Raw genomic sequence first — 13578 nt, 5'->3', positions numbered from 1 at the left:
CGCTGTATGCATGCGCGAAACGCGGCGGCGATGTCGTCATGCCGATGCCGGTGCCCGACGACGACAGGCGGCACACGAGCCCGGCTACACTCCACTGAAGAACAAGCGACGGAGCAACCGAGCCATGATCTTCCGGCAACTTTTCGACCCGCAATCGTCGACGTACACGTATCTGCTCGCCGATAGCGCATCGCGCGAGGCGCTGTTGATCGATCCGGTGTTCGAGCAGGTACGCCGCGACGCGGCGCTGCTCGACGAACTCGGGCTGCGGCTCGTCGCGACCGTCGACACGCACGTGCATGCCGATCACGTGACGGGCGCCTGGCTGCTGAAGCAGCGCACCGGCAGCGCGATCGCGATCTCGGCCGCGAGCGGCGCGCAAGGCGCCGACCGCTACCTGAACGACGGCGACCGCTGTGCGTTCGGTTCACGCTACCTGACCGTGCGCGCGACGCCCGGCCACACGAGCGGCTGCATCAGCCTCGTGCTCGACGACGAATCGATGGCGTTCACCGGCGATTGCCTGCTGATCCGCGGCACCGGCCGCACCGACTTCCAGCAGGGCGACCCGCGCGCGCTGTATCGCGCGGTGCACGGCCGGCTGTTCACGCTGCCGGCCGCGTGCCTGCTGTACCCGGCGCACGACTATCGCGGGCTCACGGTGACGAGCGTCGGCGAGGAGCGGCGCTTCAACCCGCGCCTCGGCGGCGATCTCAGCGAGGACGATTTCGCGGGCTACATGCGCAACCTCGGGCTCGCGCATCCGCGTCAGATCGACGTCGCGGTGCCGGCGAACCTGCAGTGCGGGGTCGCCACGAACGCGCCCGATGCGCAGGCGGCAGCCGACTGGGCGCCGCTCGTCTATACGTTCGCCGGCTTCTGGGAAATCGATCCGCAATGGCTCGAGGATCATCTGCCGGCCGTGCAGGTCGTCGACGTGCGCGAGCCGGACGAATTCACCGGTCCGCTCGGCCATCTGCCGGGCGCGACGCCGATCCCGCTCGGCGAACTGGCCGCGCGCACCGGCGAGATCGCGCGCGACCGGCCGGTCGTGACCGTATGCCGGGCCGGCGGGCGCTCCGCGCAGGCGACCGTGATCCTCAGGAAGGCCGGCTTCGACGCGGTCGCGAATCTCGGCGGCGGGATGCTGCGCTGGCGCGCGGAAGGGCGTGTCGTGATGGACGGCCGATCGTAGCGGCCCAGGCAGTCCTTCGAAAAAATGTCGGACCGATGTCGAAACGGCCGGGCGCCGTTCGTCGTCAAGGTATCCGATCACGTGGCGCCGCACGACGCGGCGCCGAAACCCGGAGAGACCCCACGATGATGCCGACGCTTTACGCCCATCCCTTTTCGTCATACTGCCAGAAGGTGCTGACCGCGCTATACGAGAACGGCACGCCGTTCGACTATCGCGTGCTCGCGCACGACGACCCGAAGCCGATGCATGAACTGGCCGCGCTGTGGCCGCTGAAGCGCTTCCCGGTGCTCGTCGACGCGGGCCGCACGGTGATCGAGGCGACGATCATCATCGAATATCTCGGCCTGAACCATCCGGGCCCGGTGCGCCTGCTGCCCGACGATCCGCGCGCCGCGCTCGAGGTGCGGACGATGGACCGCTTCTTCGACAACTACGTGGCGACGCCGCAGCAGAAGGTCGTGTTCGATGCGCTGCGGCCGGAAGCCGAGCGCGATGCGCGCGGGGTGGCCGATGCGCGCGCGATGCTCGAGACGTCGTATGCGTGGCTCGACAGGACGATGGCCGAGCGCGAATGGGCGGCCGGCGACCATTTCAGCCTCGCCGATTGCGGCGCGGCGCCGTTCCTGTTCTACGCGGACTGGACGCACCGGATCGATCCGGCGTTCGCGAACGTGATCGCGTACCGCCAGCGTCTGCTTGCGCGGCCGTCGTTTGCGCGGGCGGTCGACGAGGCGCGGCCGTATCGTTCGTTCTTTCCGCTCGGTGCACCCGATCGCGACTGACGGGTGCGGCCGTCGCACGGCGCGCGGCCGCCGCGCATGGCCGGCATCGCGCGCCGGGGCGACGGAACGACAGCAGCAGCACCATTGCGCGGCGGCCTGTCACATCGTGCGCGTGGCCGACTGCGCGAGCGTCAGCAGTTCGTCGAACTGCGTGATCAGCTCGAAGCACAGCAGGAACGCGAGCGTATAGGCCGGCGCGGGGAAGCGCCGGATCATCTCCAGCACCTGCGGCGCGAAGCGCGAGCGGATTGCGTCGCGCGTCAGCAGCCACGCGATCGCGATGCCGATCGCCGCGCCCGCGATCAGGTCGGTCGGATAGTGAAAGCCGAGATACGCGCGCGGCAGGCAGATGAACACGACCGAATACAGCAGCGCGACGATGCCGACGCGGCGCGCGATGATGAAGATGCCGGTCGCGATCGCCATCCACAGCATCGCGTGATCGCTCGGAAACGAACTCCATGTCTGCAGCGTCGCCGCGCGCAGTCCGGCCGACGGAAAGTGCAGGTGCAGGTCGGGGTTGTAGATCGGCCGTACGCGGAACGGCAGCACCTGGGCGAGCACGCGGCCGACGGCGAGCGCGACGAGCCCGCTCGCGACGGTGGCGACGACCCGTTCGCGTTGCCGTTCGCGGTTAGGGCCGGGCTGGAACCACAGCCAGCACAGCACGGGAACGAGCACGAAGCCCTTGAACGTGTAGAGGCCCGCGATCACGCGGATCGCGTGATTCATCAACGGGCCGAACGTCACGTGGGTGAGGAAGATCTGGATCGTGGTGTCGAAATCGTTCATGTCCTGTGCGACCCGGGCGGACGCGCAGCGCATGACGGGCGGCCGGCTGGATCGGAAAGCGCGCTCGCACGGAGCGCAACGGGGGGCAAGTATGTCACCCGTTATTTCGAAGAAAATGCGAAAAAATACCGGGAATCCCCTGACGCACCGGGCTCGGTGGTGGGGCCGGATGGCAACGCGCCGTACGGTGCGGCAGGGTCGAATCATCCGATGTTTGCGTGCGGACCTGCACGAACGCCGGAAAAATATTTGGGTGAACTGGACAATTCGACCGGCCGGTGCGGACCTTGCGCCGGATGAACGATTGCCGTGCCGGAATGGTGCGAAGCTGCCGGGCGGCGCGGCGTCATGCGCGCGTCGATCAAAAATATAAAAAAAGCGGGCAAGCCTCGTGGGCTTGCCCGCCGGTGCTACGCGACGCCCGATCTCAGTTGCGCCACATCCGCACGACGAGCGCGGCCAGCGACGTCGCGACGGCCAGCGCGGTCACCGCATTCCAGCCCAGTTGCGCGAGCAACGAACTGCCGAGCGCGGCGCCGGCCGCCATCCCGATGAACATGCCGACGAACAGCACCGCGTTGAGGCGGCTGCGCGACGCGGGATCGATCCGGTAGACGATCGACTGGTGCGCGATCAGCGTCGCCTGCACGCCCAGATCGAAGCCGATCGTCGCGACCGCGAGCAGGACGAGCTGCGCATGCGGCGACATCAGCGGCGCGGCGGCCATCGACGCGAACGACGCCGTCGCGATGCCGATCCCGATGCGCGTGACGCGCTCGGGGCCGTGATGGTCGGCCAGGCGTCCGGCAATCGGCGCGGCCAGCGCGCCGGCGGCGCCCGCAAGGCCGAACGCACCGGCGGCCGCGCTGCCGAGATGGAACGGCGCACCGTGCAGCATCACCGCGAGCGTCGACCAGAACGCGCTGAAGCCGACGGCCAGCAGCCCCTGCGCGAGGGCGGCGCGGCGCAGTGCCGAATGCTCGCGCCACAACGCGCCGAGCGAGCCGATCAGCGCGCGATACGGCAGCTGCGTGGTCGGCGCGAAACGCGGCAACCCGCGTGCGGCCACGGCGCCGATCGCGGCGACGCTGACCGCCGCGAGCGCGAACATCGCGCGCCAGCCGGCCGTCTCGGCGATGAACCCGGCCACGACGCGCGACAGCAGGATGCCGAGCAGCAACCCGGTCATCACCGTGCCGACGATGCGGCCGCGATGCGCGTCGTGCGCGAGCGTCGCGGCGGCCGGCACGACGTCCTGCGCCATCGTCGCGGCGAGGCCGATCGCGAAGCTCGCCGCGAGCAGCAGCCCGAGCGATGGCGCGACGGCCGCCAGCAGCAGCGCGACGACCAGCGCGGCGGCCTTGGTGACGATCACGCGGCGTCGGTCGAAGCGGTCGCCGAGCGGCGCGAGCAGCAGGATGCCGAGTGCATAGCCGAGCTGCGTGAGCGTCGGCACGAAACCGATCGCGCGCGCCGACGCGCCGAGATCGGGTGCGAGCGCGCCGAGCATCGGCTGCGCGTAGTAGAGCGGGGCGACGCCGAGGCCGGCGGCGGCCGCGAGCAGCAGCACGAGCCGGCGATCGGGCATCGAATGGGCGGCCGGATGGGCCGGAGCGTGCGCCACGCGGGGCGCGGTATCGAGACGGGCAGTGGTGGACATCGCGTACATCCTCGGTTGAAGAATGGGATGGACGCGAGTGTGGCGGCACGCGGCCGGCGACGGTAGTGCCGCCTTGCGCAGATTTGTTATACGCTGCACGCATGACCGAAAAATCCTCATCCTCTCCCGCTGCTGGCGGGTCTCCGCGCATTCAGACGGTGCCGGTGGACGGCGCCGGCTATCGTTTCGAGCTGATGGAAACCTTCGTGCGCATAGTCGAGGCCGGCAGCCTGTCGGCGGCGGCCGTGCAACTGCATACGACGCAGCCGACGATCAGCCGCCGGCTGCAGGCGCTGGAAAGTTCGCTCGGCATGCGGCTGCTGCAACGCACGACCCATGCGATGCGGCTGACCGTCGACGGCGAGCGGTGCTTCAAGCGGGCGAAGGAGCTGCTGGCGAGCTGGGCGGCGTTCGAGGCCGATTTGCGCGGCGCGCAGGAGGAGCCGGACGGGCTGCTGCGGGTCGCGGTGCCGCACGCGTTCGGGCAAGAGCGTTTCGTCGTGCCGCTCGCGCAGTTCCTGCGCGACTATCCGCGCGTGTCGGTCGAGTGGCTGCTGCAGGACGAGGTGCGCGATTTCGTCGGCAGCGGCATCGATTGCGCGATCCAGGTCGGCGAGCCGACCGATCCGGGCGTGGTCGCGATCCGGCTGACCAAGGTGCCGCGCTTCGTGGTCGCCGCGCCGTCCGTGCTGAACGGCGCCGACGTGCCGGCCGACCCGGACGCGCTGGCCGCGCTGCCGTGGCTCGCGTTGCGCACCTACTACCGCAACGAACTCCTGCTGACGCATGCGGCCACCGGCGACACGCGGCGCCTCGCGATCCGCCCGCGCATCACGACCGCGAACCTGTATGCACTGCGCAGCGCGGCGCTGCTGGGCGTCGGCGCGTGCGTCGGATCGTCATGGTTGCTGGCCGGCGATCTCGCGCGCGGCGATCTCGTGCACCTCGCGCCCGAGTGGCAGGCCGCGCCGCTGCCCGTCTACCTGACCTATCCGCATGCGCAGTTCTATCCGTCGCGGCTCGTGCGGTTCGTCGCGATGATGCGCGAGGCCGTGCCGGCGCTCGTCGAAGGGCGCGACGGCTGACGCGGGCGGCGCGCCGGTGGCGACTCGCGGTCAGCCGCGCCGGATGCCTTCCGGCAGCGCGCTGATGCGGCGTACCTCGGGCGAGTCGAGCCACGCGCGCGACGTCGCGCAGTCGACGAACATGTCGGTCGCGTCCTCGCCCCAGAACAGGTCGCCGTCGAGTACGAAGGTCGGGACGCCGAACACGCCGTCGGCGATCGCGCGATCCGTGTTCGCGCGCAGCGCGTCCTTGACCGGCTGGGCGTCGACGGCCGTCACACCTTCCGGAAAACCGACGGCTTCGCACAGGGCGGCGAAGCCTTCCGGCGTCGATACGTCCTGACCGTCGCGCCAGATATGCCGGAAGATCCGCCGGATCGCGTCGGGCGAGCTGCCCATCGCGATCGCGAGGCGCAGCGGCTTGATCGGATTGAACGGGTGCGCGGGCGGCATCCGGAAGGCGATGCCGAGCTTGTCCGCGCGGTATTGCGCGTGGCGATAGGTGAACACGCGCTTGGCCGCGATCTCCGCCGGCGCTTTCTGGCCCCAGTGCGCGAGCAGCGCGCCGAGCACGATCGGCCGCGGCTCGAACGCGGCGGCGGGCGGCAACCGGTCGAACTGTTCCTGTTGCAGGTAGGCAAACGGCGAAACGAAATCGAAATACCAGGTGGCGGTGCGCGCGGCGTTCATCGCGGGTGTCTCCTCGTGCGGGTCCGGTTGACGGTTGCACGCGCGGCGCGGTGCCGGTGAACGACGCGCTGCGTGCATCGGCGGCCAGTGTCGCATGCGGTTGCCTTTCATGCTGCCGCGTCGCCTGCCGGGATGCAGCCGACGCCCTACGAGCGGACCGTGTCGTCCGCTGACGACGCGAGCCGCGCGAGACTGTCGCGCACGGCGGGTGCGTCGTAGCGCGCGCCCGCGCCGCCGAGCGCGACGGTCGCCTTCTGCGCGAGCGGCAGCAGCATCGCGAGCGCCGCCGTCATCGCCGGCGCGGCGGCGAGCCGCGATTTCGGGCCCGACACCGTCAACGCACCGACGCATTCGCCGGCCGCGTTGAACACGGGCACGGATGCCGATGCCGTCTCCGGGTCGCGCTCGCCGTACGACGCGGCCCACAGCTGTTCGCGCACGTCGTGCCAGCGGGCGTCCTGCGTGTCGGTGAAGGCCAGCAGCACCTTCCCCGAGGCGCCCTGGCCGACCGGAAACTCCTCGCCGACGCGGATCGAAACACGCACCGCCCGCGCGGGCTCGACGCGATAGAGTACGGAGCGCACGTCGCCCTGGCGCACGTAGAACGATGCCGTTTCCCCGAGTTCGCGGCTCAGCGTCTCGAGCAGCGGCTCGACTACCGGGCCGACGCGGAACGAACGCTGGTACAGCGCGGCGAGCCGCAACGGCTCGTGCCCGATCGCGTACTGGCCGTCGTCGAGTTTGCGCATGAAGCCGCCATGCTCGAGCGCGGCGAGCAGGCGCAGGATCGTGCTCTTGTACAGCCCGGTGCGGCGCGACAACTCGGCGAGCGACAGCCGGTCGTCGGTCTGGCCGAACGCACGGAGGATCGCGAACGCACGGTCGAGCACGGCGACGCCGCTGGATGCTTCCTCGGTCGCCGGATCGGATGCGTCGCCGGCGTGAACTGCTGGATTCCTCGGCACTGCCTGCTTCCTTCGAATGATGGGACGGTCGACTATATCGTTCTATCTGACAGAACACAAGTTCCAGAAAAACGCGATTTCACGGGTATACCCCGCTTATCGCCCGTCCGACGTGCGCTTACAGTTCTGTCAAACGGAACTATGTTCTTTCAGATAGAACGATGAGGTGTCGAATGAAGGTTTCCGAAAACACGAAGGTGCTGGTCAGCGAGGTCGGGCCGCGCGACGGGCTGCAGAGCATCGAGGCCGTCATGCCGACGGCCGCCAAACTGCGCTGGATCACCGCGCTGGCCGCGGCCGGCCTGCGCGAGATCGAGGTCGGGTCGTTCGTGCCGGCCAGGCTGCTCCCGCAGATGGCCGATGTACGCGAAGTCGTGGCGCACGCGCTCGCGATTCCGGGGCTGCACGTCGCCGCGCTCGCGCCGAACCTGCGCGGCGCCGAGGGCGCGTTCGACGCGGGCGTGCACAAGCTGACGCTGCCGGTCTCGGTGACGGAAGCCCATTCGCTGGCGAACATTCGCAAGACGCCCGCGCAGATGATCGACGAGGTGCGCGCGATCGTCGCGTTGCGCGACGCGCGGTTTCCGTCGGTGCAGATCGAGGCGGGCGTGTCGGTGGCGTTCGGCTGCACGATCGCGGGCACGGTCTCCGACGACGAGACGATCGCGATGGCGGTGGCGATGGCCGAATGCGGGGTCGACGAAATCGGCCTGTCCGACACCAGCGGTTATGCGAATCCCGCGCAGGTGCGCCGGCTGTTCACGCGGCTTCAACGCGAAGTCGGCGACAAGGCCGGCGGCGCGCATTTCCACAACACGCGCGGGCAGGGGCTCGCGAACGTCGTCGCGGCGCTCGATGCGGGCGTGACGACGATCGACGCGAGCCAGGGCGGCCTCGGTGGCTGTCCGTATGCGCCGGGCGCGAGCGGCAACATCGTCACCGAGGATCTCGTGTTCCTGCTCGAGGCGATGGGCTACGACACGGGCGTCGACGTCGACGCGTTGCTCGCCGCGCGCGCGATCCTGCAGGCGGCGCTGCCGTCCGAGGCGCTGTACGGCCACGTGCCCGACGCAGGGTTGCCGAAGGGTTTCCGCTATGCGGATGGTCGCGCTGCGGTGGCTCGACAACCGGAAGGATGCGTAGCGGGAGTCGCACGATGAACGATCGACAACAGGCTGCCGCGCTGCCGTATGCGGGCGTGCGCGTGATCGAGATGACGCACATGGTGATGGGCCCGACGTGCGGGATGCTGCTCGCGGATCTCGGCGCGGAAGTGATCAAGATCGAGCCGATCGCGGGCGACAGCACGCGGGCGCTGCGCGGTTCCGGCGCGGGCTTCTTCGGGATGTTCAACCGCAACAAGAAGAGTCTCGCGGTCGACGTGAAGGACCCGCGCGGGCTGGAGATCGTGCGGCGGCTCGTCGCGACGGCGGATGTCTTCAGCGAGAACTTCAAGAGCGGCACGATGGACCGGCTCGGCCTCGGCTACGCGGCGCTGGACGCGCTGAATCCGCGTCTCGTGTACGTATCGCACAAGGGTTTCCTGCCGGGGCCGTACGAGCATCGCACCGCGCTCGACGAGGTCGTGCAGATGATGGGCGGCCTGGCCTACATGACGGGCCCGGAAGGGCGGCCGCTGCGCGCGGGCGCGAGCGTGAACGACATCATGGGCGGCATGTTCGGCGCGATCGGCGCGATGGCCGCGCTCGCGCAGCGCGAGCGCACGGGCCGCGGCCAGCAGGTGCAGAGTTCGCTGTTCGAGAACAACGTGTTCCTCGTCGCGCAGCACATGATGCAGTTCGCGGTGACGGGGCAGGCCGCGGCGCCGATGCCGAGCCGGATTTCCGCGTGGGCCGTCTACGACGTGTTCTCCGTCAAGGACGACGAACAGATTTTTCTCGCGGTCGTGTCGGACACGCAGTGGGCGCTGTTCTGCGACGCGTTCGGCCTGACCGCGCTGAAGGACGATCCGCGCCTCGCGACCAACAACCTGCGCGTACAGGCGCGCGAATGGCTGCTGCCGGAATTGCGTTCGCGGCTGGCGCCGTATTCGGCCGCGGAGATCGGCGCGATCTTCGAATCGACCGGCCTGCCTTACGCACCGATCACGAAGCCGCAGGACCTGTTCGACGATCCGCATCTGCTGGCCACGGGCGGCCTCGAAGCCGTGACGCTGCCGGCCGACGCGAGCAGCGCCGGGCGGCCGGTCGACACGCGCACCGCGCTGCTGCCGCTGACGCTCGCCGGCGAGCGCTTGCGGCTGCGCTCGGCGCCGCCCGCGCTCGGCCAGGATACGTGCGCGCTGCTCGGCGAGCTCGGCTACACGCCGGACGATGCGCGTGCGCTGATCGATGCCGGCGTCGTGGCGGGGCAGTACGGCGCGGCCGCCGCCGCGCACGGCGACGCGCCGGGCGGCGCGCCTTCGGCGAACGAAGTGGCGAGCGCGTAGCGCAGCCGCGATTCATCGAACGAACAAAGGCGTCCCGGCCGCGCACCGCGCGGGGAGGCTCGCCGCATTCACGGAGACAACCATGACATCCGCTTCCCCGGCGCTGGCCGCCGATCGCGAGACCGACGCGTCGATCGAGCAACGTGCGGTGCGCAAGGCCGCGTGGCGCTTCATCCCGCTGCTCGCGCTCGCGTATTTCTTCAACTATCTGGATCGCACGAGCGTCGGATTCGCGGCGCTCACGATGAACCGCGATCTCGGGCTGACCGCGACGCAGTTCGGCTGGGGCGCGGGGATCATGTTCGCCGGCTATTGCGTGTTCGAAGTGCCGAGCAATCTCGCGCTGTACCGTTTCGGTGCGCGCCGCTGGCTGGCCCGCATCATGATCACGTGGGGGCTGATGGCGGCCGCGACCGCGCTCGCCACCGGGCCGACGAGTTTCTATGCGATCCGGCTGCTGCTCGGCATCGGGGAAGCCGGATTCTTTCCCGGCGTGATCTTCTTTCTTGCGGTGTGGTTTCCCGCGAGCTATCGCACGCGTGTGCTGGCGTGGTTCACCGTGTCGACGCCGCTGTCGTCGCTGATCGGCGGCCCGCTGTCGACGTGGCTGCTGCAGCTCGACGGCGCGCTCGGGCTCGCCGGCTGGAAGTGGATGTTCATCGTCGAAGGGCTGCCGGCGTGCGCGCTCGGTTTCCTCGTACTGAAACTGTTGTCGGACTCGCCGGAGCATGCGACGTGGCTGTCGGACGACGAGCGTGCCGCGCTGCAACGCGCGTTCGAGCGCGATGGCGCGGCGGCCGGCCGCAAGAAGCGCTTCGGCGTCGCGCTGCGCGACGTGCGCGTGTACGTGCTCGCACTGATCTCGTTCGGCTTCACGATGGGCTCGTACGGCATCGGCATCTGGTTGCCGCAAATGCTGAAGGCGCACGGGATGTCGACGATGCAGACCGGCTGGCTGTCCGCGGTGCCGTACTTCTTCGCGACGGTCGCGTTGCTGTGGTGGGCGAAGCGGGTGGACCGACGCGGCGGCCCGGTCGCGAACCTGGCGATCGGATTGTGCATCGGCGCGGTGGCGCTCGGCGTGTCGACCCATTTCCTGACCCTCGGGCCCGCGCTCGTCGGCATCACGCTCGCGCTGATCGGCACGATCGCCGGCCGCACGATCTTCTACACGCTGCCGTCGCGCTTCCTGTCCGGCCAGGCCGCGGCCGGCGGGCTGGCGCTGATCAATTCGATCGGCGCGCTCGGCGGCTTCGCGGGCCCCTATCTCGTCGGTTACCTGAAGGACAGCTTCGGCACCTTCACCGCCGGGATGCTCGGCCTCGCGATCGTGCTGGCGATCACGACACTGCTCACGCTGTCGCTGTACGCGTTCGACCGGAGCGAATGACATGACCTTTTCGATCAAACGGCGCCGGTTGATCGGCGCGGCCGCCGCCTCGCTCGCGCTGCCCGCGTTCGCCGACACGCCGGCCCCTGATGGAGCCTCCCGCATGACGCAAAGCAACTACCTCGCGGTCCGCCCCGACTGGCTCGCGTCGGCGCTCGAACCCGCGCTCGAGCCCGACCTGCCGATCGTCGACGCGCATCATCACTTCTATGAACGGCCGGGCTGGATCTACCTCCTCGACGACTATCTGCAGGATGCGCGCTCGGGCCACAACATCCAGGCGTCCGTCTACATGCAGGCGCAGACGCGCTATCGCGATTCGGGTCCCGCGGAGCTGAAGCCGGTCGGCGAGACGGCCTATGTCGCCGGCGTGACCGAGCCGCTGCAGCACGGCCCCGTGGCGGTCGCGAAAGGCATCGTCGGCCATGCGGACCTGCGGCTCGGCGAACGCGTGCGCGACGTGCTGGAAGCGCATCTCGAAGCGGGGCGCGGGCGGTTTCGCGGCGTGCGGCACCTGAGCACGTGGGATGCCGATCCGACGCTCGCCAATCCGCTGTCGGCGGTGCCGCGCGGGCTGCTGCTCGATCCCGCGTACCGGGCCGGCGTCGCGCAGCTCGCGCCGCTCGGGCTGTCGTACGACGCGTGGCTGTTCTTCCCGCAGTTGCCCGAATTGTCCGAGCTCGCGAAGGCGAACCCGGACACGCGGATCATCGTCAACCACTGCGGCGGCGTCGTGCGGATCGGCAGCTATGCGGACAAGCGGCCGGAGGTGTTCGCGCGCTGGTCGGCGTCGATGCGCACGCTCGCGCAACTGCCGAACGTGTACGTGAAGGTCGGCGGCCTCGGGATGCGCATCAACGGATTCGATTTCGAGAAAGGCGCGAAGCCGCCGTCCTCGGCGCAGCTCGCCGACGCGTGGAAACCGTGGATGATGACCTGCATCGACGCGTTCGGCCCCGGGCGCTGCATGTTCGAGAGCAATTTCCCGGTCGACAAGGGGTCGTATTCGTTCGTGAACGGCTGGAACGCGTTCAAGCGTCTGACCGCGCAGGCCGGCGCGGACGAGCGCGACGCGCTGTTCCGCGGCACGGTCACGCACGCGTACCGGCTCGGCTGACGCGCGTACGCCGCGTCACCCGGCTTCCACCAGCGCCGCGAGCCGCGCCAGCGCCATCTGCCAGCCGGTCTCGTTGTCGGCGGCCGGCACACCGGGCGGGACGCCGTCGTGCACGGCATCCACGCGCGTGCCGCCCGCTTCGTCGGACAGCGTGATCGTGATCGTCATCGCGCCGCGCAGCATCGGGTCGTCGGTTTCGAATACGTCGATCTCGACGATCTGCTGGTCCGGCACGAGCGTGACGAAGCGGCCGTGATAGGTGTCGGTATGCGCGGTGGTCTTGCCGGTGCCGGCCGCGGGCGCGTCGTAGCTCAGCGACACGCGCAGCGCGCCGCCTTCGCGCGCATCGTACGCATGCACGCGGCAGGTCATGCCGTCGGGCACTTTCCACTGTTCGACCGCGTGGGGGTCGAGCAGCGCGCGGTAGACGCGCCCGCGCGGGGCGTTCAGGTGCCGGCTGACCCGGGTCGAATGCGTGTGCGTGTGCAACATGTGGCCTCCCGCGAAGCGCGCGCGACGGTGCACGCCGGCGCCCGGCGTGTCGTCATGCTTCCTTCAGGAATCCTAGGCGCGGGCGCGGCGGCATGCAATGACCGCACGCGAGACGGCGTTCAGCGCAGGGTCGCGGCGAAGGCGTCGAGCTGCGTGATGCAGGTGTTCCAGCCCTCGAAAAAGCCGAGTGCTTCGTGGCGCTCGCGCGTCGCCGCGTCGGGATGCATCACGCGCGCCTCGTAGCGGCTGCCCGCGTCGTCGTCGGCCATCGTGATGATCGCCGTGAAGCCCATCCACGGCGCCTGCGGCCGCCAGCCGCCCGTGAGCATCGACGTGAACGCGATGCGCGATTCCGGCACGATTTCGAGGAAGCAGCCGGGATTGTCGCTCGTGCCGCCGTCGGGGCCGCGCATGAACGTATGGAAGGCGCCGCCCGGCAGCAGGTCGAACGCGCGCACCTCGGTGGTCCACGGTTTCGGGCACCACCATTCCTTCAGCAGATCGGGGTCGGTCCATGCGCGCCACAGCGCCTGGCGCGGCGCGCGCAACGTACGCGTGATGACGAGGTCGTGGGCTTCAGCGGGTTCGACGTGGCTGGCTGACATCTTGCTCCTCCTGGTGACGGCGTTCGACGAATTCGACGAGACGATCGGATCGCGCTTCCCACTGCGCGCGTTGCGCGGCGAGCCACGCCTCGGCCTCGGTCAGCCGGCTGCCGACCAGCGCGCAGGTGCGCGAGCGGCCGGTTTTGCGGGTTTCCACGAGGCCGCTGCGCTCGAGCACGGCAACGTGCTTCATGAACGACGGCAGCGCCATGTCGAACGGCGCGGCCAGCGCGGAGACCGTGCGCTCGCCCTGGCCGAGCGCGCTGACGATCGCGCAGCGCGTCGGATCGGCGAGCGCATGAAAGACGTCGCTGATGCCGGATTGAAAGTTATCCATTTGGCTAAGTGTAGACGATGCGGGAAACGCTGCAGCG

The 13578-nt window shown here is 69.5% G+C and carries 14 protein-coding genes; 7 read left to right on the top strand and 7 right to left on the bottom strand.

Going from position 1 to position 13578, the window contains the following annotated elements:
• The first annotated feature begins 124 nt into the window (after positions 1-124).
• Together DFS13_RS21885 and DFS13_RS21880 are read left to right on the top strand one after the other, a co-directional pair.
• Positions 125-1195, top strand: coding sequence for an MBL fold metallo-hydrolase (locus DFS13_RS21885; protein WP_060211036.1), 1071 nt, complete (start codon positions 125-127; stop codon positions 1193-1195).
• Positions 1196-1320: 125 nt separating this feature from the next.
• Positions 1321-1980 carry a glutathione S-transferase family protein gene (locus DFS13_RS21880; RefSeq protein WP_111442116.1) on the top strand — a complete coding sequence of 220 codons (660 nt, stop codon included), beginning with the start codon at positions 1321-1323 and terminating at the stop codon, positions 1978-1980.
• Positions 1981-2079: 99 nt separating this feature from the next.
• Here DFS13_RS21880 and DFS13_RS21875 read toward each other — a convergent pair whose 3' ends face one another.
• Positions 2080-2772, bottom strand: a complete 693-nt coding sequence (locus DFS13_RS21875; RefSeq protein WP_034203187.1) for a phosphatase PAP2 family protein — start codon at positions 2770-2772, stop codon at positions 2080-2082.
• Positions 2773-3199: 427 nt separating this feature from the next.
• A complete protein-coding gene (locus DFS13_RS21870; RefSeq protein ID WP_111442129.1) occupies positions 3200-4432 on the bottom strand; it encodes an MFS transporter in 1233 nt (410 codons plus the stop codon).
• 101 nt (positions 4433-4533) lie between these two features.
• Between DFS13_RS21870 and DFS13_RS21865 the strand changes: the two genes are divergently transcribed.
• A complete protein-coding gene (locus tag DFS13_RS21865; RefSeq protein WP_012493600.1) occupies positions 4534-5517 on the top strand; it encodes a LysR family transcriptional regulator in 984 nt (327 codons plus the stop codon).
• A gap of 30 nt (positions 5518-5547) precedes the next feature.
• Here the strand turns inward: DFS13_RS21865 and DFS13_RS21860 are convergent, their stop codons facing one another.
• Positions 5548-6186: a 2-hydroxychromene-2-carboxylate isomerase gene (locus DFS13_RS21860; protein ID WP_006496191.1), complete on the bottom strand. Its 639-nt coding sequence runs from the start codon at positions 6184-6186 to the stop codon at positions 5548-5550.
• A gap of 146 nt (positions 6187-6332) precedes the next feature.
• A complete protein-coding gene (locus DFS13_RS21855; RefSeq protein ID WP_006490799.1) occupies positions 6333-7151 on the bottom strand; it encodes an IclR family transcriptional regulator in 819 nt (272 codons plus the stop codon).
• A 173-nt stretch (positions 7152-7324) separates the two neighbouring features.
• On the opposite strand from DFS13_RS21855, the gene DFS13_RS21850 reads away from it, so the two are divergent.
• From DFS13_RS21850 to DFS13_RS21835, 4 genes are all read left to right on the top strand, one after another.
• Positions 7325-8311 (top strand): hydroxymethylglutaryl-CoA lyase, encoded by a 987-nt coding sequence (locus tag DFS13_RS21850; protein WP_111442115.1) that lies wholly within the window; start codon positions 7325-7327, stop codon positions 8309-8311.
• Positions 8308-9600, top strand: a complete 1293-nt coding sequence (locus DFS13_RS21845) for a CaiB/BaiF CoA-transferase family protein (protein ID WP_006496193.1) — start codon at positions 8308-8310, stop codon at positions 9598-9600. The genes DFS13_RS21850 and DFS13_RS21845 overlap by 4 nt, the downstream gene beginning before the upstream one ends.
• 82 nt (positions 9601-9682) lie before the next feature.
• Positions 9683-10990, top strand: coding sequence for an MFS transporter (locus DFS13_RS21840; protein WP_006496194.1), 1308 nt, complete (start codon positions 9683-9685; stop codon positions 10988-10990).
• Position 10991: 1 nt separating this feature from the next.
• Positions 10992-12107 carry an amidohydrolase gene (locus tag DFS13_RS21835; protein WP_111442114.1) on the top strand — a complete coding sequence of 372 codons (1116 nt, stop codon included), beginning with the start codon at positions 10992-10994 and terminating at the stop codon, positions 12105-12107.
• A gap of 15 nt (positions 12108-12122) precedes the next feature.
• Here DFS13_RS21835 and DFS13_RS21830 read toward each other — a convergent pair whose 3' ends face one another.
• From DFS13_RS21830 to DFS13_RS21820, 3 genes are all read right to left on the bottom strand, one after another.
• Positions 12123-12599, bottom strand: coding sequence for an SRPBCC family protein (locus DFS13_RS21830; RefSeq protein ID WP_006488803.1), 477 nt, complete (start codon positions 12597-12599; stop codon positions 12123-12125).
• Positions 12600-12718: 119 nt separating this feature from the next.
• The gene (locus tag DFS13_RS21825; RefSeq protein WP_006496197.1) at positions 12719-13204 is read right to left on the bottom strand and encodes an SRPBCC family protein; all 486 of its coding nucleotides are present in this window, start codon (positions 13202-13204) and stop codon (positions 12719-12721) included.
• A complete protein-coding gene (locus DFS13_RS21820; RefSeq protein ID WP_048987719.1) occupies positions 13176-13541 on the bottom strand; it encodes a helix-turn-helix transcriptional regulator in 366 nt (121 codons plus the stop codon). Before DFS13_RS21820 ends, DFS13_RS21825 begins: the two co-directional genes overlap by 29 nt.
• Between the last annotated feature and the right edge of the window lie 37 nt (positions 13542-13578).

The sequence above is a fragment of the Burkholderia sp. 28_3 genome (assembly GCF_003253915.1).
Lineage (GTDB): Bacteria > Pseudomonadota > Gammaproteobacteria > Burkholderiales > Burkholderiaceae > Burkholderia > Burkholderia cenocepacia.
Note: the sequence above shows the minus strand (reverse complement) of the source record. Positions and strands in the feature narration are given on the sequence as shown.